This window comes from Marinifilum sp. D737 (assembly GCF_026672275.1).
GTDB lineage: Bacteria > Bacteroidota > Bacteroidia > Bacteroidales > Marinifilaceae > Marinifilum.
In genome coordinates this window covers 61972-83803 of record NZ_JANQCD010000016.1, presented here as the reverse complement: position 1 = coordinate 83803, position 21832 = coordinate 61972, and the positions used below count along the sequence as shown (strand labels likewise).

At 35.9% G+C, this 21832-nt stretch carries 18 protein-coding genes; 9 read left to right on the top strand and 9 right to left on the bottom strand.

From position 1 onward, the window contains the following. The first annotated feature begins 114 nt into the window (after positions 1-114). On the top strand, positions 115-369 hold the full coding sequence (locus tag NQ163_RS11245; RefSeq protein ID WP_268190422.1) for a hypothetical protein: 255 nt from the start codon (positions 115-117) through the stop codon (positions 367-369). A gap of 174 nt (positions 370-543) precedes the next feature. Next, complete coding sequence (sigZ, locus tag NQ163_RS11240) at positions 544-1095, top strand: RNA polymerase sigma factor SigZ (protein ID WP_268190421.1); 552 nt, start codon at positions 544-546, stop codon at positions 1093-1095. A gap of 34 nt (positions 1096-1129) precedes the next feature. Here sigZ and NQ163_RS11235 read toward each other — a convergent pair whose 3' ends face one another. Beyond that, positions 1130-2278 carry a hypothetical protein gene (locus tag NQ163_RS11235; RefSeq protein ID WP_268190420.1) on the bottom strand — a complete coding sequence of 383 codons (1149 nt, stop codon included), beginning with the start codon at positions 2276-2278 and terminating at the stop codon, positions 1130-1132. Positions 2279-2592: 314 nt separating this feature from the next. Here NQ163_RS11235 and NQ163_RS11230 point away from each other — a divergent pair, with 314 nt between their 5' ends. The 3 genes from NQ163_RS11230 to NQ163_RS11220 all read left to right on the top strand — a co-directional run bounded on the left by NQ163_RS11230 (position 2593) and on the right by NQ163_RS11220 (position 5822). After that, positions 2593-3456 (top strand): UDP-2,3-diacylglucosamine diphosphatase, encoded by an 864-nt coding sequence (locus tag NQ163_RS11230; RefSeq protein WP_268190419.1) that lies wholly within the window; start codon positions 2593-2595, stop codon positions 3454-3456. A gap of 48 nt (positions 3457-3504) precedes the next feature. Beyond that, entirely contained in the window at positions 3505-4512 is a 1008-nt protein-coding gene (locus NQ163_RS11225) for a glycosyltransferase family protein (RefSeq protein ID WP_268190418.1), read from the top strand. 68 nt (positions 4513-4580) lie between these two features. Then, positions 4581-5822, top strand: coding sequence for a DUF438 domain-containing protein (locus NQ163_RS11220; RefSeq protein WP_268190417.1), 1242 nt, complete (start codon positions 4581-4583; stop codon positions 5820-5822). Between the two features lie 86 nt (positions 5823-5908). Here NQ163_RS11220 and NQ163_RS11215 read toward each other — a convergent pair whose 3' ends face one another. Together NQ163_RS11215 and NQ163_RS11210 are read right to left on the bottom strand one after the other, a co-directional pair. Further along, positions 5909-6283 carry a thioesterase family protein gene (locus NQ163_RS11215; protein WP_268190416.1) on the bottom strand — a complete coding sequence of 125 codons (375 nt, stop codon included), beginning with the start codon at positions 6281-6283 and terminating at the stop codon, positions 5909-5911. A gap of 12 nt (positions 6284-6295) precedes the next feature. Continuing rightward, positions 6296-7870 (bottom strand): peptide chain release factor 3, encoded by a 1575-nt coding sequence (locus tag NQ163_RS11210; RefSeq protein WP_110359196.1) that lies wholly within the window; start codon positions 7868-7870, stop codon positions 6296-6298. Between the two features lie 154 nt (positions 7871-8024). Here NQ163_RS11210 and NQ163_RS11205 point away from each other — a divergent pair, with 154 nt between their 5' ends. From NQ163_RS11205 to NQ163_RS11195, 3 genes are all read left to right on the top strand, one after another. Beyond that, positions 8025-8531: a metallophosphoesterase family protein gene (locus NQ163_RS11205; protein ID WP_268190415.1), complete on the top strand. Its 507-nt coding sequence runs from the start codon at positions 8025-8027 to the stop codon at positions 8529-8531. A gap of 365 nt (positions 8532-8896) precedes the next feature. Next, on the top strand, positions 8897-11161 hold the full coding sequence (locus NQ163_RS11200; RefSeq protein ID WP_268190414.1) for an aconitate hydratase: 2265 nt from the start codon (positions 8897-8899) through the stop codon (positions 11159-11161). Positions 11162-11229: 68 nt separating this feature from the next. Then, positions 11230-12564: a citrate (Si)-synthase gene (locus NQ163_RS11195; RefSeq protein WP_268190413.1), complete on the top strand. Its 1335-nt coding sequence runs from the start codon at positions 11230-11232 to the stop codon at positions 12562-12564. Between the two features lie 494 nt (positions 12565-13058). Here the strand turns inward: NQ163_RS11195 and NQ163_RS11190 are convergent, their stop codons facing one another. The 6 genes from NQ163_RS11190 to NQ163_RS11165 form a co-directional block, all read right to left on the bottom strand. Beyond that, positions 13059-14855 carry a hypothetical protein gene (locus NQ163_RS11190; protein ID WP_268190412.1) on the bottom strand — a complete coding sequence of 599 codons (1797 nt, stop codon included), beginning with the start codon at positions 14853-14855 and terminating at the stop codon, positions 13059-13061. A gap of 187 nt (positions 14856-15042) precedes the next feature. After that, on the bottom strand, positions 15043-15549 hold the full coding sequence (locus tag NQ163_RS11185; RefSeq protein ID WP_268190411.1) for a methylated-DNA--[protein]-cysteine S-methyltransferase: 507 nt from the start codon (positions 15547-15549) through the stop codon (positions 15043-15045). Between the two features lie 18 nt (positions 15550-15567). Continuing rightward, positions 15568-16305 carry a tRNA threonylcarbamoyladenosine dehydratase gene (locus NQ163_RS11180; RefSeq protein ID WP_268190410.1) on the bottom strand — a complete coding sequence of 246 codons (738 nt, stop codon included), beginning with the start codon at positions 16303-16305 and terminating at the stop codon, positions 15568-15570. Further along, entirely contained in the window at positions 16296-16955 is a 660-nt protein-coding gene (locus NQ163_RS11175; protein WP_268190409.1) for a TatD family hydrolase, read from the bottom strand. Before NQ163_RS11175 ends, NQ163_RS11180 begins: the two co-directional genes overlap by 10 nt. A gap of 605 nt (positions 16956-17560) precedes the next feature. Continuing rightward, complete coding sequence (locus NQ163_RS11170) at positions 17561-18208, bottom strand: AlbA family DNA-binding domain-containing protein (RefSeq protein ID WP_268190408.1); 648 nt, start codon at positions 18206-18208, stop codon at positions 17561-17563. A 49-nt stretch (positions 18209-18257) separates the two neighbouring features. After that, positions 18258-20078, bottom strand: a complete 1821-nt coding sequence (locus NQ163_RS11165; RefSeq protein WP_268190407.1) for a peptidase U32 family protein — start codon at positions 20076-20078, stop codon at positions 18258-18260. A 184-nt stretch (positions 20079-20262) separates the two neighbouring features. Here NQ163_RS11165 and NQ163_RS11160 point away from each other — a divergent pair, with 184 nt between their 5' ends. Continuing rightward, positions 20263-21345, top strand: coding sequence for an alkene reductase (locus NQ163_RS11160; RefSeq protein WP_268190406.1), 1083 nt, complete (start codon positions 20263-20265; stop codon positions 21343-21345). The last annotated feature ends 487 nt before the right edge of the window (positions 21346-21832 follow it).

Below are 21832 nucleotides of genomic sequence, written 5' to 3'. Positions count from 1 at the left end.
GAAGGAATCGACAAAAATTAATTTTTGTCGATTTTTTTTGCGTCCGTTTTTCATATTCTGCGTCTACCTGATTGAGATTAGAATTAAAATGTAGAAAGTAAAAAAGTAAAGAATATGAGTAACGAATGTTGTGGATCGCAATTGTATCATACCGGGATTTGTTGTAACGATGATAATGTGAATGCCGAATTGGTAGACCAAGTTTTAAATGCTCCGGAAGATAAACCTTTAAAAGATTGTGCTTGTAAGGGACTTGGACCATGTCAGTGTTCGCCGGAAAGTAAGGAAAAAAATGATATTGCTGATCAATTTAAAGATATGAAATACATTATTGATGCGTGTGGCTGTGGTGAGGGGTGTGGCTGCTAAATCAACAGAAATATATTTGTATTTTAATAACCACTACTAATTAATTTTCACAAGACCATTTATTTATTATTTCGTGTACGCGGAAAAATAGGTAAGTGGTTTTTTATTTAGAATCGTTATAGATAGTTTCTCAGAATTTATATTTTTGTTCTCTATAGTTTAATTTGAGAATGTATGGTAGAGCATATATGGAGAACATATCACAAACAATTGCTTTCTTTTATTCGAAAAAGAGTATCCGATTCTGCTTTGGCAGATGATTTATTGCAGGAGGTTTTTATAAAAATTCACAATAATATTGATACTTTACATGAAGGGAAGAAGGTAAAGGCCTGGTTGTTTCAAATTACCAGGAATACCATAATTGATCATTATCGTCGCTGTGAACATCATGAAGAATCGGAAATTCAGCTTCTTGAGTTAGAAGATGAAAATGATGCCAATGCTATGGCTGATATCCAGTCTTGTATTGTGCCTATGATCAAATCTTTGCCCGAGGATTATCGAGATGCGCTTTTGTTAAGTGAGTTGAATGGATTGAGCCAGAAAGAACTTTCAGAGAAACTTCAAATTTCATATTCTGCTGCTAAATCGAGAGTTCAGCGTGGAAGAAATCTTTTAAAAGAAGCATTAAATAAGTGTTGTACTTTTCAAAAAGATTCGAAAGGACGAATCGTAGACTACGAAAAAAAGATTAGCAGTTGTGATAACTGTCGTGAAAATTAAAAGCCATTAGCAAGGAACTAATGGCTTTTGATTATTAATATCTGTTATAAAACCTTCGTAACTCTTCGGTTAAATCTTTGTAAATGGGTTTGGTAAACTCAACAAACAAATCCTGATGTGGAGGAGGAAGAATTGGTTCATGTTCACAAATTTCAAGCTCTTCCTTGCTTAATGCTCTCTCATCGCCATTAAAGTGTCCCCACTCATGAAACCAAATGAATTGGCCGCCAAATCTTTTGTCATTGATAATTTTTTGATTGCCAAATTCAATTACCTTAAGGGATAGTAAACCTTTGGAAATAACTTCTCTTTTGTGAATGTGAAGCTTTGCCTTTACTTTATTATAGACTTTTATTTTATCTCCGTTTTTAAGGGTTGTACTACCTACCTCAACACTATCTGCACTAATGGCTTCCTTCTCGTAATTTGTGTCATGAGTTTCTCCAACAACAAAATCTTCAAATCCCATTGAAATAATATGGTCCGGATATTCAAGCTTTTCAAGTTCAGCTTGTTTAGGAGTGTAAAAGCGTACAAATCTTCTTTTGATATTGTGGAAAAGATATTGTGTTACCTGGTCCTGGAAAAACTCAGAGCTTAACTTGTATTTTTGAGAATTCACAGGGATGTGTTCAATAATTACTTTTAGGGTTGCCATGTATTCAGCTTCCTCAAGTTTAATTTGAACATCCTTGTAATTGGGAACAAAACCATTGGCTTTTTGGAAGTGGTTGTAGGCATTGATTCCATCTTGTCGGCCACCTTTTGCCAAAGCATTTAAGCCAGCCTGGTAACATTCAGGTGCAGCATTTAGCTTTGCCTGTTCCAATTCATACTGGTATGATTTAGGATTTGGAATCAAACGAATGGCTGCCGGGCATCTGTTGATATCGTTATACATGCGATTTAGCAACTGGTATTTATCCACAGATTTGGTGTTTTTAAAAGGATCAGCAGAAGCCTGTAAATTGTTAATTTCTCTTTCGTACCATTGTACTGCCAGCGGGTAGCTTGAAAGTAAGGTTTCCTGGGCTTTTACTTTATCAGGATTTGATCTTAATCGATCAACCGATTTGCTTACGGCTGCAAAATAGTTTCCATGTTGCAATGCTTTTTCTCCGGAACTGCATGCCGTTAAAACAACAAGGCTTGATAATACAATGTAGTGTAATAGTTTTCTCATATGTGTGGGATTTTTAATGTCGTAAAAATAAATTTAAAATGAATACTACGGTGATTTGAGTTTATGGTTTCTTAAATTTTTATGCATGAAGAAGCAAATATCTGGCCAAAACTTAATGCTGGTGACTCATAATGAAAAATAAGAGGTTTTCTGCGATGAAGATCCATAAATGTTAATTTTTGTGCCAATTATTAAGCTTATATCACACCTTTTCTTAACTCATAATACTTTATTCTTTACCATTTTGTAATGTTTTTCGTCAATTAACTTAACAAGAGCGATTTACATTTGCCTATAATCAAGTAGTTGAATATATGGCGAAAAATAAGCGAAAGGTAGAAGTTGTAGTTTTATCTGATATACATTTGGGAACTATCGGATGTAGAGCAGATGAGCTGCTAAAATATCTAAACTCCATCCAACCCCAAAAATTAATATTGAATGGTGATATTGTAGATATCTGGCAATTTAAAAAGAGATACTGGCCCAAGTCACATATGCGTATCATCAAACACATCACATCATTATTGTCAAAGGGAGTACCAGTGTATTATGTAACCGGAAATCACGATGAGTTGTTGAGGAAATTTGAGGGATTTACACTGGGCAAGTTGCAAATTGTAAACAAGCTGATTTTAAATCTAAATGGCAAAAAAGCGTGGGTGTTTCATGGCGATGTATTTGATGTTACCATGCAGTATGCAAAATGGCTAACAAAGCTTGGTTCCATTGGATATGATCTGTTAATCATGATCAATTCCATGGTGAATTATCTTGCTATGTTAATGGGACGAGAGAAAGTTTCTTTATCAAGAAAAATAAAAAACAGCGTAAAATCTGCGGTAAAGTACATCAATAGTTTTGAACAAACAGCTGCGGAAATTGCAATTAACAAAGGCTACGATTACGTTCTTTGTGGTCACATTCACCATCCGGAATATAAAGAGATTACTTCCAAAAATGGATCTGTCATGTATTTAAATTCCGGAGATTGGATTGAAAGCTTAAGTGCATTGGAGTATCATAAAGGAGAATGGAGCATTTATGAATACCATAAAGATCAGAATGCAAAAGTCATGGAACTCGATCTGGAGAGTTATCAATTGGATGATAGCAATAAGATATTTAAAGAACTACTGGTAGAATTTACCTCTGGAGAAAAAACTGCTGCATCGTGATGATTTTTATCCTCATTTTTCTGAACAAGCTTTGATGAAGAACAATTAATGAAAATATTATATGGAATTCAAGGAACAGGCAATGGCCATTTGAGTAGAGCCATTGAACTGATTCCTTATTTAAAAAAAGAAGCTGAGGTTGATATTTTAATTTCAGGTTTGCACCATGATTTAGAATTTAATCATTCAATAAAATTTAAGAAACAAGGTTTAGGCTTTTTCTTTGGTAAGAATGGTGGGATCGATATATGGAAAACCATTCGAAAGTTTAATGTTTATCGATTTTTAAAAGATATCAAATCGTTGCCTGTTGAGGAATACGATTTGGTAATCAGTGATTTTGAACCTGTAACTTCCTGGGCCTGTAAACTGAAAAAGGTTTTTTGTTTGGGATTGAGTCATCAGAGTGCCATGTTGAACTCTCGTACTCCAATGCCTGAGAAAATTGAATTTTTGGCTTTCCAGGTTTTAAAAAATTATGCGCCATGCAATCACAATGTAAGTTTTCATTTTAAAGAATACGGGCATAACATGTTCACCCCTGTAATCAGAAGAGAGATCAGGTTATTGGAGCCTAAAAATAATGGCTATTATCTTGTTTATTTACCTGCTTACTCTGATGAGAAACTGATTTCGGTATTATCTCATTTTCCAAATATTCAATGGGTGGTTTACTCAAAGCATAGCAAGTTAAAGTATCGATCGGCTAATGTAGACATCAACCCGGTGAATGGTGAAGCTTTTATTCGGAGCCTGAAAGATTGTGCCGGAGTATTATGTGGTGCAGGTTTTGAAACACCTGCCGAAAGTTTGTACCTGGGAAAGAAACTTGCGGTGATTCCCATGAAAAATCAATTTGAACAAGTCTGTAATGCTCATGCATTAAGAGAATTGGGAATTCCTGTTATAACAGATTTGGAGGGTGATGGTCCGGCTAAAATAAGAGAATGGATCAAAGAAGAAGGTTTAATTACAAAACTAAACTATCCCGACAATGCCAAATCGGTAATTAAATACCTTATGAATCATTATGCACGAAAGGATAATCTAAAGTAGAATCGCTTGGGTTTGTAAGCGAATGGCATTTGTTGTATTTTAATCTGATAAACTGTAAAGCATTACATATGTCAGAATTTATTAATAACAATGCTGCCCGCATTGATTCATTATTCCAGTTTTGTCTGGATCTGATTAAAGGGAAAAATGGCAAAGAATTAATTGAAACTCATCAGGAGGCAATAGATCATTTGTGTCCAAACGATATCATTCAGGTAGTTCATAAGTTGGTTGAGGAAGATTTGCCTATGGACGATTTAAAAATTGGGATCAATAAATCATTGAATGTCTTTCACAATGCTATTATTGCTCATGAAAAACCCAAAGTGGATTCAAATCATTTCCTGGGAATTTTGATGCAGGAAAATAGAGAGTTGGAAAAACGATTGGGGGAAATCAAACCATTGGTAAAATCGTTTAACAAAGCTGAAACTGAAGATGATTTAAGGAAAGATCTAGGAGAAATCCATTCAAGAATAGAAGAGTTTGCGGAATTTGAAAAGCATTATTCACGAAAAGAGAATATTTTCTTTCCATATTTTGAGAACCTGTACCCGGAGTACAAATGCTTGGGGGTGATGTGGTCCATTCACGATGATATCAGACGCCTTAGGAAGGAATTGTTGCAAGCTCTTGCCGCCGAACAAGCAGAGCTGAAATTGATTAACAAACTGATTGGAGACCTGTTCTTTTTAAAGTATACCATCATTTTCAGGGAAGAATATTTGCTATTCCCTGTTGCATTGAATGCCGTATCATCTGATTTATGGGATGAAATGAACCAACAAAGTTTGGAAGTAGGCTTTAGCTTTATCTCTTCGCCGGTTTTCACTCCTGATCAAAAAAGTAAAAAATCCAAGTCATTTTCATTCGAAGGAAAAGAGCTAGATGCAAAACAATTGGGCAAAACCTTACTGAATTTCGATACAGGCTTAATGACTTTGGACCAGGCAATGATGCTTCTGAATCATCTACCTGTTGACATCACCATGATTGATGAAAATGATAGAGTGAGATTCTTTTCTAATCCTAAAGATCGGTTCTTTACCCGTTCCAAGGCCATTATTGGCAGAACAGTTCAGAACTGTCATCCACCTGAAAGTGTCCACATAGTAGATGAGCTGTTGAAAGCCTTTAAATCGGGAGCAAAGGATAGTGAACCCTTCTGGATTCAGATGCAAGGCAGGTTTATTTTAATTCAATATTTCGCTTTGCGCGATGATGAAGGAAACTACAAAGGATGTATCGAAGTGAGTCAGGATTTAACTGATCTTAAGAATTTGGAAGGAGAGAAGAGGCTGATGGAGTAAATCGAAAACAGATATTTTTTCAAACAAGTAAGCCCTGAAAGATTTTTCCTTTCAGGGCTTATTGGTATTTTGCATATCAAGTGATTTTACAATCTGCTCATGAATTTTACAGGATCGATAATATAGCGAACGTGGAAAGCAGAACCAATTGGTCCATCTTCGTCAGCTGCTTCAATTTCGAAACTTAATTTTTTACCATCCACTTTTACCAATTTTGCAGTGCAAGTAATTTTAGCACCAAGCTTGCTGGCTTTGATGTGTTTGGTGTCAATTTGAATTCCAACCGAATCCATTCCTTCTTCAAGATCAGTGTCGATACAAGCTACTGCAGTTCCTTCCATAAAAGCAACCATTGCAGGAGTTGCATAAACATCCAATTTACCTGATCCGTGATATTTTGCTGTATTTTGTTCGCCAACAATCATTTCTTGTGTGGCAGTTAATCCTTCTTTTAAAGCCATATTCTGTCTGATTTAAAATTCTGATGTAAAATGGAATTCAAGATTCGGATAATTTGATTGTGCCATTTGAAGCATGTATCCTGAATCTGCAAGGAAAACATCTCTACCGTGCTTGTCTTTTGCCATGTATTGATATTTTGCCTTCTTGAATTCTTTTAATTGTTCTTCATCCTCGGTCTTAATCCAACATGCTTTGTGAAGCATGATTGGTTCCCAACGACAGGATGCACTGTATTCGTGTAGCAAACGGTACTCGATTACTTCGAACTGTAGCGCGCCAACGGTTCCAATTACTTTTCTTCCGTTGAACTGAGAAACAAACAACTGAGCAACCCCTTCATCCATTAACTGGTCAATCCCTTTTGCCAATTGCTTCGATTTCATCGGATCGGCATTTTCGATGTATTTGAACAACTCAGGAGAGAAACTAGGAATTCCTTTAAAGTTGATTTTTTCACCTTCAGTTAGGGTATCACCAATTTTGAAGTTTCCGGTATCGTGCAAACCTATGATATCGCCCGGGAAAGCTTCCTCGACAATTGATTTTTTCTCGGCCATAAATGCTGTTGGACTCGAGAACTTCAATTTTTTGCCATTTCTTACATGCAGATATGGTTTGTTTCTTTTAAAGGTTCCCGATACAATCTTTACAAAGGCAATTCTGTCTCGGTGATTCGGATCCATATTGGCATGAATCTTAAACACAAAACCAGAGAACTTTTCTTCTTCAGGTTCGATCACTCTTTCAACAGTCTGACATGGCAGTGGAGAAGGAGCTACTTTAATGAATACATCCAATAATTCGCGTACACCGAAATTGTTCAAAGCTGATCCAAAGAATACCGGAGCAATCTTAGCATCCAAATACTCCTGAACATCAAATTCAGGATAAACTCCCGATACCAAATCCAATTCCTCGCGAAGCACTTCTGCATCTTCTCCAATGTATTCTTCCAATTTTGGATTGGAGATATCATCAAATTCGATACTCTCTTCTACAGTTTGAGTAGCAGGAGTAAACAAGCTTAAATTTTTGTGATAGATATTGTATACACCTTTAAAGTCAGGGCCCATATTAATTGGCCAACTCAAAGGATTTACACTCAATTGCAATTCTTTTTCAATTTCATCAAGCAAATCAAAAGCATCCTTACCCAAGCGGTCCATTTTGTTAATGAATACGATCACAGGTGTTTTACGCATTCTACAAACCTTCATTAGCTTTCTGGTTTGTGCCTCAACCCCTTTGGCAACGTCAATTACAATAATTACACTATCGCAGGCAGTTAAGGTACGGTAGGTATCTTCTGCAAAATCCTGGTGACCTGGAGTATCAAGGATATTGATTTTATGTCCTTTGTACTCGAATCCCATTACCGATGTTGCAACCGAAATACCTCTCTGACGTTCAATTTCCATGAAGTCAGAAGTTGCAGTTTTCTTAATCTTGTTTGATTTTACAGCACCTGCAACGTGAATTGCACCACCAAAAAGAAGTAATTTTTCGGTTAGTGTAGTTTTACCGGCATCCGGGTGTGAAATAATTCCGAACGTACGGCGTCTTTTAATTTCTTCTTTGAAACCCATTTATAGAATTGTATTTACTTTCAAAATTTAGCATGCAAAAGTAGTAATTAATACCGACAACTTATGCGATATATTTGGTTTAAAACTTTAATTACTGGTTAAAAATTGAATCTTTTTCTTATCTTCACGCTTCCAAAATTCAAAACACACTTAAATGAAGCAAATTGGGTTACTTTCCGATACGCATGGGCATCTTGATTCTGTTGCATTAAAGCATTTGAGTGATTGTGATGAAATTTGGCATGCTGGAGATATTGGAAATATTGAAACGGCAGAAGCTCTTGATCAAATCGCACCTCTCGTTGCAGTTCATGGCAATATTGATGGTCAGGAAGTTCGTTCGCAATATTCAAAGCATAATCGATTTACTTGCGAGAATGTGGATGTATGGATGACTCATATAGGAGGATATCCTAAAAGGTATGATGTAAATGTGAAGCCGGAAATTTTTAGCAATCCGCCACAACTTTTTATTTCAGGACATTCCCACATTTTAAAAGTTGTATTCGACAAGGAGTTGAACTTGTTACACATTAATCCTGGAGCAGCAGGATTACAGGGATTTCATAAGGTGCAAACTTTAGTGAAATTTATAATCGATGGTAAAGAGATTAAAGACCTTCAGGTGGTCGAATTCGGAACAAAGGGTAGATCTCTTTAAAGGAATTTAAATTCAAACCTGAAATCAAATTTATTAGGGGGAATTTTTTTTGGTATACTAAAATTATGCCAAAGGTGTAAATTTTGAGTTTTCTTAAACAAGAAATTCACCTTCATCTTTTTAAAATACCAAGTTTTTGTTATATTTAGATATCTAAATTTGATCTTACTTAACACTCGTTTATGAATCTTAGGTAAGGCTAAAATATTGAGATTTAGAAATATCAGCATTTGCGGATATGTGTCAAAAATACACATAAAAAGATCGGGAAATCCGAAAAGATTGATTCGCATTCTGGGATTTTCGATTGTTAAATGCTGAAAGACCAAAATTTGAATTAAAAATTAATCAAAAATTCACTAGACATGCTATTTGATTTTGAATTGATAAAATCTGTTTACGAGAAGATGCCCGAAAGGGTGAATAAAGCCAGAAATGTTCTAGGCAAACCACTAACCTTAAGTGAAAAAGTATTGTATTCACATTTATCTGTTGAAGAAAAAGGTGAAAAATTTGAAAGAGGAGTAGATTACGTAAATTTTGCTCCGGATAGAGTTGCAATGCAGGATGCTACAGCTCAAATGGCTTTGCTTCAATTTATGAATGCAGGTAAGGCTAAAGTAGCGGTTCCATCTACAGTGCATTGTGATCATTTGATTCAGGCATCAATAGGAGCTGAAAAAGATTTGGCTGACGCTAAGGATCAAAACAATGAAGTATATAACTTTTTGGAATCTGTATCTAATAAATATGGTATTGGCTTTTGGAAACCAGGAGCTGGTATTATTCACCAGGTAGTTTTGGAAAACTATGCATTTCCGGGAGGTATGATGATTGGTACCGATTCGCACACTGTAAATGCAGGTGGTTTGGGTATGGTAGCCATTGGTGTTGGCGGAGCCGATGCTGTAGATGTAATGGCAGGAATGCCTTGGGAATTAAAAATGCCAAAATTAATTGGAGTAAAACTTACAGGTAAATTAAGCGGATGGGTTTCTCCTAAAGATGTAATATTAAAAGTAGCTGGTATTCTTACCGTAAAAGGTGGTACTGGTGCAATTGTAGAGTATTTTGGAGAGGGTGCCGATGCCATGTCGTGTACAGGTAAAGGAACCATTTGTAACATGGGTGCTGAAATTGGTGCAACGACTTCTATTTTTGGTTACGATCAGAATATGAGCAACTATTTGCGTCACACAGGTCGTGAACAAGTTGCAGATTTGGCGGATGTAGTAATGGAGCACTTGCGTTCTGATGAAGAAGTGTACCAAAATCCTGAAAAATACTACGATCAGCTAATTGAAATAAATCTTTCAGAGATAGAGCCATATATTAATGGTCCGTTTACTCCTGATTTGGCCCACGATCTGTCATCTTTTGCCAAAGCCGTTAAGGAGAATGATTATCCTCAAACTTTGGAGGTTGGTTTGATCGGATCTTGTACGAACTCATCTTACGAAGATTTATCGAGGGCTGCATCACTTGCAAAACAGGCTAAGGATAAGAATCTGAAAGTGAAGGCTGAGTTTGTGGTAACTCCTGGTTCGGAACTGGTGAGATACACTACAGAGCGAGATGGAATCCTGAAAGAGTTTGAAGATATTGGAGGTGTGATCATGGCCAATGCATGTGGACCTTGTATTGGGCAATGGAAACGTCATACCGACGATCCGACAAGAAAGAACTCAATCATTACTTCTTTCAATAGAAATTTTGCCAAGCGTAATGATGGGAATCCAAATACACATGGCTTTGTAGCTTCGCCTGAATTGGTGACGGCTATGGCTATTGCAGGAGATTTGTGTTTCAATCCAATGACTGATACTCTTGTTAATGAAGATGGAGTAGAGGTGAAGCTTGATGAACCAACAGGACTAGAATTTCCACCAAATGGATTTGATATGAAGGATTCAGGTTATCTGGCTCCTCAGGCAAATGGTTCGGAAGTAGTTGTGGATGTGAAAGAAGATTCGGAGCGTTTGCAATTGTTAGCTCCTTTTGGAGAATGGGATGGTTCAGATTACAAAGGATTAAGCCTGTTGATCAAGGCCAAAGGAAAATGTACAACAGACCACATTTCTATGGCAGGACCGTGGTTAAGATTCCGCGGGCATTTGGATAACATTTCGAACAATATGCTGATTGGAGCTGTTAATTACTTTAACGAAGAGACCAATTCCATTTTTAATCCGGTTAGTGGTTCTTATGATGAAGTTCCTGCTACAGCTAGAGCGTTAAAAGCACAAGGAGTAGGTTCAATCGTAGTTGGGGATGAAAACTATGGTGAAGGATCATCAAGAGAACATGCTGCAATGGAGCCGCGTCATTTGGGTGTTAAAGCCGTTATTGTGCGTTCGTTTGCTCGGATTCATGAAACCAATTTGAAAAAACAAGGAGTTCTGGCACTTACATTTGCTGATAAAGCGGATTACGATAAAATTCAGGAAAAAGATCAAATTGATATTATCGGTTTAACTGATTTTACTCCTGGAACACCATTAACACTTGTTGTAACACATGAAGATGGAACAAGTGACAGTATTGTAGCAAATCACTCATACAATAATGTGCAAATTGAGTGGTTTAAAGCAGGAAGTGCACTGAATTTAATCAGAAAACAGAACAAGTAAAACAAAAAACAATGAATAATCCTGGAATCAATTACCCCACTTGATTCCAACTCTAAAGTATAGACCATATGAAGAAAACATTAAAACAAACTTTGTCTGTGAAGATTGAAGAACACAGACCAAGAACAAAACGCCTGTTAAAGGAATATGGAGATGTGGTTGTAGATAATGTAACCGTATCTCAAGTGATTGGAGGAATGAGGGGATTGAAATCACTGGTTACTGATATTTCTTACCTGGATCCTGAGGAAGGTATCCGTTACAGAGGATATACACTGGGAGAAGTAATTGAAAACTTACCAAAACCTAAAGGTGGAACAATGCCTTATGTGGAAGGTTTGTTTTACCTGTTGCTAACCGGCGATTTTCCAAATCAGGAAGAAGTAATGCAAGTAGTTGATGAATTTAGCAAGAGAAGAATTGTTCCTCGCTATGTTTATGAGGTAATTGATTCTTTCCCATGTTGCAGCCATCCAATGGCCATTTTCTCAACTGCAATTCTAACATTGAATCGTGAATCGGTGTTTAACAGACAATACCATGCAGGTTTAAATAAGAAAGATTACTGGGAAGCAACATATGAAGATGCGCTTAACCTATTGGCTAAACTTCCTGAAATTGCTTCTTATATCTACAATAAATTGTATCGTCAAGGACCAAGAATCCAATCGAATCCTAACCTGGATATGGGTGGAAACTTCGCACATATGATGGGAATTGATAAACCTTACGATGATGTATCAAGATTGCATTTTATTATTCATAGTGATCACGAAAGTGGTAACGTGAGTGCTCACACCGGTCACTTGGTAGCAAGTTCATTATCGGATATTTACTTGTCGATATCAGCAATGATTAATGGCTTGGCAGGACCACTTCATGGTTTGGCTAACCAGGAAGTTTTAAGATGGCTACAGGATGTGATGGATAAGATGGGCAATAAAGTGCCTACCGAGGATGAGATGAAACAATTTGTTTGGGATACACTTAATTCGGGTCAGGTAATTCCAGGTTTCGGTCACGCTGTATTGCGTAAAACCGATCCTCGTTACATGTTGCAACGTGAATTTAGCTTAAAGAACTTGCCTGATGATCCAATTTTCAAATATGCTGACTTACTTTACAATGTGGTGCCTCCAATTTTGAAAGAGCATGGTAAGGCGAAAAATCCATGGCCAAATGTGGATGCTCAGTCAGGTGTAATTCAGTGGCATTATGGTGTTACCGAATATGATTTCTACACAGTTTTATTTGGTATTGGTAGAGCTATAGGTATTTGTGCCAATATTATTTGGGACAGAGCTTTAGGTTATCCTTTGGAAAGACCAAAATCGATTACAACTGATATGCTTGAAAAAATTGCTGGTATTAAAAAGGAAGTAGTAGAAACAGAACAAAGTTAAACGATTATAAACCAAGACAGAAAGCTGATTTCAATTTGTTGATTTCAGCTTTTTTTGTATAAAAAAAAACTGTAAAAAAGTCTGGTGATAACTTTTTTACAGTTTTGAAGCAAAAACTAACAATATGGAAAAGTTCCAATAAATACAATTTAATAAGTGGGAAATACTTCAAATCCTACTAAACTCTAACCCTTACCTAAACAAATGTAGGATTTGAAGTATATTCGCAGTTGAAAATTAAACTACCTCTCTACTCACTCACAATGCTTGTATGGTTAAACATTGTGATTTCCCTTTCACATTACAAATATGGTTGCTTTTGAGTCAGGAAAATAGATTGAATTTACCCAAACTGCAGGGATTATATACTCAAAATGCAATGGGTATTTTACGCCATAGTAGACATAAATAAAAGTGAGGTTTAATAGGAAAGTGTTCTTGGTAAGAAAAAAGCCAATCTTTTTATGACTTGTAAAGATTGGCTTTTGTATCTGTTAGGATTCTGTTTTTATCAGAATACTCTTAATTTCTCCTTCGAGTTTTTCCAGATCTTTCGAGACTTGATTTTTCATGTCATTGTATTTATCTGAAAATTTCTGCGAAAGACCTTTGTAATAGTCAACACCACTTAAAAGATTTTTCTTAAATCCTTCAAGAGATTTAACTTGTTTAGGAATTGGATTCTTGATTTCGGATACTTGTTCTTTTAAGTAGTCGTAATACAAATTCAATTCTTTAATAAACATGTGAGGTCTGTCTTTTCTTTCGATCAAATTGGTACGATCGTAAATGTGATCAATCATCTCCTTTAGCTTCACTTTTTTCGTAAAATAAGCAAGGTTTGGTCCTGGACAAATTGAAACACCGTCACCGTCTTTTTTCGTATCAATGTCATTTACCAAATAGGAAGCCGTTGATAATCCCTTGCACAAACAAGTTTTTTGAAGTAAAAGATTAATCTCCTTCTCAAGTTCTTCTTTTGGTAAGTTTTGCTCTCTTAAGTGAGCTAACTTTAATTTCTGGTATTGTCGTGAAGCGGTACAAATTGGTTCCTTGGTAAACTCAGTATTTGCGATCATGTATCGCTTGGTACAAGGACTTCCTGGTTTATTTTGCTTCAATCTGTCCCAAACATCGGCATCTCTGGTGTTGCTATTCAAATTATTAAATCTTACACCAAGAGGAGAAGCGTGGCTCAAAGAAAGATCTTCTTCATCTGCTTTTTCAAGCAACGACAATGTTTTTTCATCAACATCGCAAGCTTCTGGAACCATTAAAAACGGAGATCCCCAGCCAATCGAATCCAAATTGTACTGCTGCATTAGGAATTCATGTTCTTCTGCAGTTCCTACACCTCCCTGAGCGGTTACTTTAATACTTAGTGGCTCGGAAGGAACAGTTTTTCCTTTTTCCTTTAAGGTGTCAAAAAGAACAGGATTAAGACTATCTCTTAATTCATCTCTCTTTTCTTTGAACTCTTGAAGGATAGGGCCCATTAAAAAACCATCGGTGGCAAATGCGTGCCCACCACAGTTCAAGCCTGATTCAATTCGATATTCCGAGATCCAAATTCCCTTTTTGGCAAGAAAGCGTCCTTGAATTAGAGCCGATCGGTAATCGCTCACTTTCAGAACAATTTTTTTCTTGATATATCCATTTGCATCTGGATAGAAATCATCGAACTGCTCAAGGTAGCCATACAAACGTGGGTTCATTCCAGCAGAAAGGACCATGGAGCTCTCCAGGTTACTCATCGCAAATCCACGAAGAGCTGCATGGGCATCATTGAATTCTACAGGTAAATCTTCACCTTCATATTGGTTTCCCTTGTCTAATTTGGTCATGATATTTACATCAATCGACCCAAGAGGAAGGTTATTGCTTAACCATTCTTTTGCTTCTTTCACATAAGGATTATCAGCAAATTTTTCTTTGAACTCTTTCTTTACTTCTGAAAAATCAGGAAGTAAATCCAAGTATTCCTCAATTTCTTTTCCTTTATCCTGAATGGATTCTTTAAGATTTTCAAACTTCTCCTTCACCAAATTATCTAATAAATTTAGATAAGATGTAATTCTTTCTGCACGAAAATCTTTGGTCTTTTCTGTAATAGGCTTAAATGGAAGGCTTAACTTCTTGCAGTACATTTCTCGCATTTTCTCTACAAGAACATCATCTACGATTGATACTACCGAAGAAATTCCCAAATGAGCCACTTTTACAGGAGTATCCACAGTAAATCCTGTACCCATAACAGGAATGTGGAAACTATGTCCTAAAATTTTACTCATGAATTGTTTTTATTGATTTAATGATACTTTACCAATGTCATGCATCGACTTTTTTATCGTGTGGCAAGTTAGATGAAATAGCCATCAAATCAAAGATAATTCAAGAGAAAGTACTTTATATTAAAGATAGAGTGATTTAAAGTTGAATAAAAAGTATCGTAGTGATTTTCAAAAAATAAATTAAGCCTTAAAATAATTCGAATTGTTGTGAATCATTGCCCAAATCGATGCCTTCTATTTGTAATAGTTTTGCTTTAATATTTAATCCTCCGGCATAACCTGTTAGTTTTCCATTTTTACCAATTACTCTATGACAAGGAATGATAATTGGAATTGGATTTTTTGAGTTGGCCATTCCAATTGCTCTGCATGCATTGGGTTTTTCAATGGCATTGGCGATGTCTTGGTACGATTTGGTTTCGCCAAAAGGAATTTCTTCCAATTGTTTCCAAATTTGTTTTTGAAAAACCGTTCCATCTGGATCCAACTGTAATTCAAATTGGACTAGATTACTATTGAAATAGGCAAGGAGTTGTTCTTTTGCCTGTGAAAGTTTCTCCGTACTTTGTTCCCAGGTACTTGAAATTTCGAAAGCTTTGAATTGATCTTCAAAAAGAATCTTTTTCAAACCTTTATCGCTTGCCAAAAGTAACAGGTCTCCTATTGGAGTGTTGATGATATCGAAATAGAGCATATGCTTTAATCTATGAATTTAAGAGTCAGCCAATAATCCTTTAATTACTACTGATGAAATAAAACAACCAAACAATGGAGGCATATAAGAGATAGTTCCTACATTTGATTTCTTGTTCCTACTTTCATCCAAAATTACTGCATCTTTAGAAACATCTTCAGGAGAAAATACTACTTGTACTCCTTTGTATACACCAAGTTTATGAAGGCGTTTTCGAAGCATGCGCGCCAGTTTGCAATTGTAGGATTTTGAGATGTCGGCGATCTGAATCTTACTTGGATCTGTTTTGCCGCCAGCACCCATTGCACTTACAATTTTTAAATTGTTTTGCAGACTATGGTAGATCAAGAAAATTTTTGGAGCCAGTGTATCAATGGCATCAACTACATAATCATACTCGTCTTCTTTTAATACTTCAATCATTCTTTCATCTTTAAGATATTCATTAAGAATCCTTAAGTCCAAATTAGGATTGATATCTAAAAGGCGAGCTCCCATTACTTCTGCTTTGTCTTTGTTTACATTTGAGCTTGTTGCTGGTAATTGTCTGTTAATATTTGATGTATCAATGGTATCTCCATCAACAATTGTCATTTTTCCTACTCCTGCACGACAAATCTGCTCTGCTGCATATGCTCCAACTCCGCCTAATCCAACTACAAGAACATGTGAATTCTTTAACTTTTCTAGTTTTTCACTTCCCAATAGCAGATTCGTTCTGCTCAACCACTCTTCACTCATATTTTTTAAAAACACTTTAGGTAATTTAATAGAATTTGTTCTTTTAAAACGTCAATCTCAATTCCTTTAATTTCTGCTGCTTTTTGATAAATTTTTCTAATATCAATTTGTTTATCATCAGTTTCAAGAAATATTTTATCCAAAGGGATATCATGAAAAACGCTTTGAAGTTTTTCGTTTCTTAACAAGTTTTCTCCAAATGAAAGGAAAAATCCAAACTTTAATAAATCTTTTGCCAATTGTAAGCTTTTGTTATAGCCATGAAAAACCCATGCAGTGCCAGTGTCGTTTTCTTGTTTAATCCTAAGCAGTTCTTCCTGAGATTTAACGCAGTGAATGATTACAGGTTTTTGTGTTAATTTGGCCAGTTGAACTTGGGCAGTAAAAAACTTCTCTTGAATCGAGAAATTAGTACCAATCAATTTATCAAGGCCAATTTCACCAATGGCAATACTACTTTTATCAGCAAAAAAATCTTCTAAATAATTGTCTATGGAATCGATCTCTAATTTCTCAATGTCCCAAGGATGAATTCCAATTGAATAGGCTTGATTCCTATCCAATTCATTTTTGTTTTCACTGATACTCCTATTCACAATAGAAAGGATTTCTGGGTCAGAATCCGCTTGATGTGTATGAATATCTATGTAAGGAATTGATGTCATATTGATGATTTAATAAACGCAAAAATAAGAATATTGCACGGTAAGCCAAAGTGAAGAGAATATGTGACAAATAAAATTATTAATAAGCATTTAATTATTTGAATGTTGCAATTACTTCTGCTTGCGATTCGTCAAAAATGTATGAAAAAATCACTGAAACCCTTGTTTAATGGTAGATTCTTGCTTACTTTGCAAGTAGAAACAGAACGTTCTTTACATACAAGATAAACGCATTCCGCATTAATTAGCGATTGTTAAACTCAACAGTTATCACATACCGAGAAAGCAACATGCTTGCAAAAGCAGGCCCCAACCTTCGGGTTGCTTCGGCACAGGGGAAACTTGACCAAGCAGGCACTCAAATCCTGTCGTACAGGAGTTTAAAATCCCAATAATTAATGCGGTTTTTTTATGCTTTTTTTCTAAAAGTTTTGAATAGTGGAAAGGTAGAAAAGTGGTGAAAATCAATGGACAATACAATGATTCACTAACGCATCGTTTTAATTCCACATTCACAAAATTACACTCCCTATAGCTATCGGGACACGAAAACTTTCATTTCTGTTGGTGATTCGTATTCCATCATGAAAGTTTTTATGGTTTTTCTATAAAGAACTGCTTTCTACCTGTTTTAATTTATAGCTGGTGCCTTTTTCTTCAAAATTGGGTTCCAATACTTCCCAACAGATTAATTTTACAAGAATTCGTTCTGCTTTATATCTGCTTATTTTTGCCAGTCTGCAGAATTTATTCAAACTAATGCTTTCATTAATTTTTAGGTGATCAAGCAGTAAACTTTCAGTTTCGGTATATTCCAGGTAAGTTCCGGTAGGTTTGGATTTTCGTTTCCAAACTTCCAGAAGTATTCTGTTTGCTAGCTTATTTTCATCATCTTTTCGTACGTATGCCAACCATTTTCCATTTTCATTTTGTGCATAATGGGGCATATCATCTGATGGTTCTATTGTAATTTCAAGTACATTTTTACCATGTATGGTCCAAACCTTACTTTCGAATTCGATTTTAGGTTTGGAATACATTTCTGCTGCTGCTTGTATCATATGAAATTCTTCATCAACAATGGTTCCAGCAATTTTCCCATTGTCTTTAACACCAATAAGCAGTCTGCCACCATCGGTATTGGCAAAAGCCGATAATGATTTGGCAATTTTTCGTGAATCGGTAATGCAAAATTTGAAATCTTGCTGTTGGTGTTCACCTTCACGAATTAGTTTTTCTATATAGTGAACCATAATCAAAAAACTTTAACGGTTCGTAATATCAGTTATTTCAATTCGGAGATTATCCGAAAATAATCTTCATTTCGCAACGCTGACAGTTGAATTCCAACTTGTAGCGATTTTTATTATCTACCAAAAACAATGCCTGATTTTTCTTTTTTTCAGTCTTCGTTATCTTTTGGCACATTCCAAATTCATGACGCAAACAATGTTTTGTTGTCATGATGGTTTTACCTGCATGATTTTTTTGTAGCTCGAATCCCTTTTCGATTTTTTCTACACCGCATTTATGATAGAACTCCTCGGCCTTGCAATTCACCACATTTCCCGTATAGCTCAATTCTTTTGCAGGATATTGTGGATGAGCAATCAATGGTCGGTTTTCTTCTTGTTTTGCAGCTTCTATTCTAATTTCTGTCAATTGCTCCAGGCACTGTCTTCGCAGATCATTTAATTTCTTGGCCTGGATAAAAGGAAGCTTATCAAAGTTGATTTCGATATTGTTGATTTGAAAGATGGAATCACCACTTTTTTGAAGTTGCTTTTTGATGTTACTCAAAGCCAACTCCTCATTTTTCGCACTTTCTAACTCTTCCTGAATTTGAATGTTGGCAGACATTTCATCTTCATCTATGGCAGTAAGATTTACACAGTCATCGAAAATATCCAAATAGAATTCAACTCCAATTTTTCTAATGGAATTGTCCTTTTTCAGAAGTTTTGCAAACTCATGATCGTTGTTACGAAACAAGCTAACTCCTCTTTGAAGCATGCTCATGTCATTGGGGAAAATCTTGTTGCCTTCAACTCCATTTACCTGAAATCCTTTTAGAAGCTTATTCTTGTTAAAGAAACAAAGTCCATCGCCATTGTGCAGTTTAAATTTACTATCAACAACAATGTGATCCTTTTTCACTTCCCGAATTTTCCCAATTTCTTTACCCATTGATTTTGGCGTATGGAAATTGGCAATTTCAGGAATTCTGCCTGTAAAAAAGTAAGATGTATACCCACGATTAAAGGTAACATCAGGATCTGGTTTAAAACCAGGCTTTATTGTTCCCGATGAAGCTTTCTCGAATTCTCTTTTCTTATTGAAAATTTTATTCAAAGATTGACGGTAGTAACTTGTTATATTTTTAAGATAGGAACTATCCTTTAACCTTCCTTCAATTTTCAAAGAACAAACTCCAGCATCTACAATTTCGCGTAAATGATCGGACAAATTCAAATCCTTTAGCGATAGAAGGTGTTTATCTTTAGCGATTACCTTTCCTTCATCATCAACCAAATCGTACTTCATACGACAAGCCTGACTGCATTCTCCACGATTTGCTGAACGTCCGCCAATGGCATGAGAGAAATAGCATTGTCCACTTAGTGAAACACATAAGGCACCATGAACAAAATATTCCAGTTCTACCGTTGTATGCTTTCTGATATTTTTAATCTCTTCGAGGGACAATTCTCTTGCAAGAATAATTCTTTTGAATCCAACTTTCTCTAAAAATTGAATTCTCTCTAAATCGTAGTTGTGCGTTTGGGTACTGGCATGCAATTCGATAGGAGGCAAATCCATTTCCAGTATTCCCATGTCCTGAACAATTAAAGCATCAGCACCCATTTCATACAATTTATGAATTAGCTTTTCAGCTTCGTTTAATTCATGATCGTATAATATGGTATTCATGGTAATAAATACTTTAGCCCAGTATTTATGAGCATATTGTATTAGTTTACCAATGTCTTCCAAAGTATTACCTGCAGCAGAGCGTGCTCCAAACCTGGGTGCTCCAATATATACGGCATCGGCTCCATAATTTATGGCTGCTATTCCTGTTTCCAGATTTTTAGCAGGAGCCAGTAGTTCTATTTTCTTCATGCTTATCGCTAATTTCAAACAAAGATACCAAGCAATGTTGAAAGCGCTTAGCAATCTTCAATCATATTTTAATTTGCTTAAAAAAAATCTTTATTATCAATTCATTTTAAGATTTTTTAATAAAGCTAATTTTTTGGTTCTTGTTCTTATTTATATCTTGTATAAATAAAAATAGTAAAAGAATATGACTAAAAATACATTGCTAAGCAATTTCTCTATAGGAGATTTACAGCTAAAAAATAGAATGGTTATGGCTCCAATGACCAGAAATAGAGCCGGAGAAGGTAATGTTCCAACAGAATTGATGGCTGAATATTACCGACAACGATCTGGAGCAGGCTTAATCATTACCGAAGCAAGTCAGATTTCACCTCAGGGAATAGGATATCCGGCAACACCTGGAATACATTCAAAAGAACAAGTGGAGGGGTGGAAATTGGTTACCAATGCTATTCACGGAAAAGAGGGAAAAGTATTTATTCAGTTGTGGCATGTGGGGAGGATTTCTCATTCGGATTTTCACAAGGGACAATTGCCAGTAGCTCCATCGGCCATAAAAGCAGCTGGGCAAGCTTTTACCTATGAAGGGTTAAAAGATTTTGAAACACCAAGAGCTCTTGAACTGGAGGAGATCAAATCGATTGTTACAGATTATAAACTTGCAGCAAATAACGCCAAAGAGGCTGGTTTTGATGGAATTGAAATTCATGCCGCCAATGGCTATTTAATTGATCAGTTTCTGACTGATAAAACCAACCATAGGGAGGATGAGTATGGAGGAAGTATAGAAAATCGCGCTCGCTTTTTATTTGAAGTAATGGATGCTGTTTGTGAGGTTTGGCCAGGTAATCGAGTAGGAGTTAGGCTATCGCCAAGTGGTTTATTTAATGACATGGGTGATTCTGATCCGATTGGCTTGTTTGCATACGTAATTGAGAAATTGAATGCTTACAAGCTGGCATATTTGCACCTGATTGAGCCGTTGATGCCAATTGATGAACATCCAAATTTGGTTCAGGATGTAGCTTCTGAATTTGGCAAATTGTATCATGGCGTTAGAATGGTAAATGGTGGATTTACAAAAGACAGCGGCAATAAGGCCATCGAGAGGAATATTGCTGAATTGGTTTCTTTTGGAGTTCAATATTTGGCAAATCCAGATCTGGAAAAGAGATTTGAATTGGATGCAGAATTAAACTTTCCAAATCAGGATACTTTTTATGGCGGAAATGAAGTGGGGTATACTGATTATCCAAGTATGAAATAAAAAGGTTCTATATGGACATATAGTGGGTAACTAAATCGATCATTATTTAAAAAAATTGTCCTAAGATTATTTAGTTTAACTTTCTTTTGCTCGAGCCGCATGGCTCATCCTTTTTCCATTGATGAAAAAGGATGCAAAAAATCTAGGGCGTGTAAGCTCAAACTATTTATACTTGAAAAATTTAAGTGCGGCGAGGTGATCTTCGAACAAGTTCTCAGCTTCCCCGTCTTACTAAAAATTTTTCTACGTCTAATCAGCTTGACCTTCCAATGCCCACTTTGGTTAATGCAACAAAGTAAAGGTAGGTACTATTGAAATACCCACACCACATCTTACAGAGGCAATAAAAATAACGGCAGTTCAATTGTGAACTGCCGTTTTATTTTATACCATTTATAAAAAATAGAGAGCTATTTTAAGCTCTCCAGTAGTTTAGGTATAATGCCGATATATAATTTGTTAGGCATTAGAAGTGAAGCGCATTAAT

What these genes read in the sequence shown, in the direction of transcription:
- NQ163_RS11210 (WP_110359196.1), bottom strand. Translation starts at nt 7,870, where the DNA reads ATGGGTTTCAAAGAAGAAATTAAAAGACGCCGTACGTTCGGAATTATT.
- NQ163_RS11205 (WP_268190415.1), top strand. Translation starts at nt 8,025, where the DNA reads ATGAAGCAAATTGGGTTACTTTCCGATACGCATGGGCATCTTGATTCT.
- sigZ (WP_268190421.1), top strand. Translation starts at nt 544, where the DNA reads ATGGTAGAGCATATATGGAGAACATATCACAAACAATTGCTTTCTTTT.
- NQ163_RS11195 (WP_268190413.1), top strand. Translation starts at nt 11,230, where the DNA reads ATGAAGAAAACATTAAAACAAACTTTGTCTGTGAAGATTGAAGAACAC.
- NQ163_RS11235 (WP_268190420.1), bottom strand. Translation starts at nt 2,278, where the DNA reads ATGAGAAAACTATTACACTACATTGTATTATCAAGCCTTGTTGTTTTA.
- NQ163_RS11185 (WP_268190411.1), bottom strand. Translation starts at nt 15,549, where the DNA reads ATGCTCTATTTCGATATCATCAACACTCCAATAGGAGACCTGTTACTT.
- NQ163_RS11230 (WP_268190419.1), top strand. Translation starts at nt 2,593, where the DNA reads ATGGCGAAAAATAAGCGAAAGGTAGAAGTTGTAGTTTTATCTGATATA.
- NQ163_RS11165 (WP_268190407.1), bottom strand. Translation starts at nt 20,078, where the DNA reads ATGAAGAAAATAGAACTACTGGCTCCTGCTAAAAATCTGGAAACAGGA.
- NQ163_RS11225 (WP_268190418.1), top strand. Translation starts at nt 3,505, where the DNA reads ATGAAAATATTATATGGAATTCAAGGAACAGGCAATGGCCATTTGAGT.
- NQ163_RS11170 (WP_268190408.1), bottom strand. Translation starts at nt 18,208, where the DNA reads ATGGTTCACTATATAGAAAAACTAATTCGTGAAGGTGAACACCAACAG.
- NQ163_RS11200 (WP_268190414.1), top strand. Translation starts at nt 8,897, where the DNA reads ATGCTATTTGATTTTGAATTGATAAAATCTGTTTACGAGAAGATGCCC.
- NQ163_RS11175 (WP_268190409.1), bottom strand. Translation starts at nt 16,955, where the DNA reads ATGACATCAATTCCTTACATAGATATTCATACACATCAAGCGGATTCT.
- NQ163_RS11215 (WP_268190416.1), bottom strand. Translation starts at nt 6,283, where the DNA reads ATGGCTTTAAAAGAAGGATTAACTGCCACACAAGAAATGATTGTTGGC.
- NQ163_RS11245 (WP_268190422.1), top strand. Translation starts at nt 115, where the DNA reads ATGAGTAACGAATGTTGTGGATCGCAATTGTATCATACCGGGATTTGT.
- NQ163_RS11220 (WP_268190417.1), top strand. Translation starts at nt 4,581, where the DNA reads ATGTCAGAATTTATTAATAACAATGCTGCCCGCATTGATTCATTATTC.
- NQ163_RS11160 (WP_268190406.1), top strand. Translation starts at nt 20,263, where the DNA reads ATGACTAAAAATACATTGCTAAGCAATTTCTCTATAGGAGATTTACAG.
- NQ163_RS11190 (WP_268190412.1), bottom strand. Translation starts at nt 14,855, where the DNA reads ATGAGTAAAATTTTAGGACATAGTTTCCACATTCCTGTTATGGGTACA.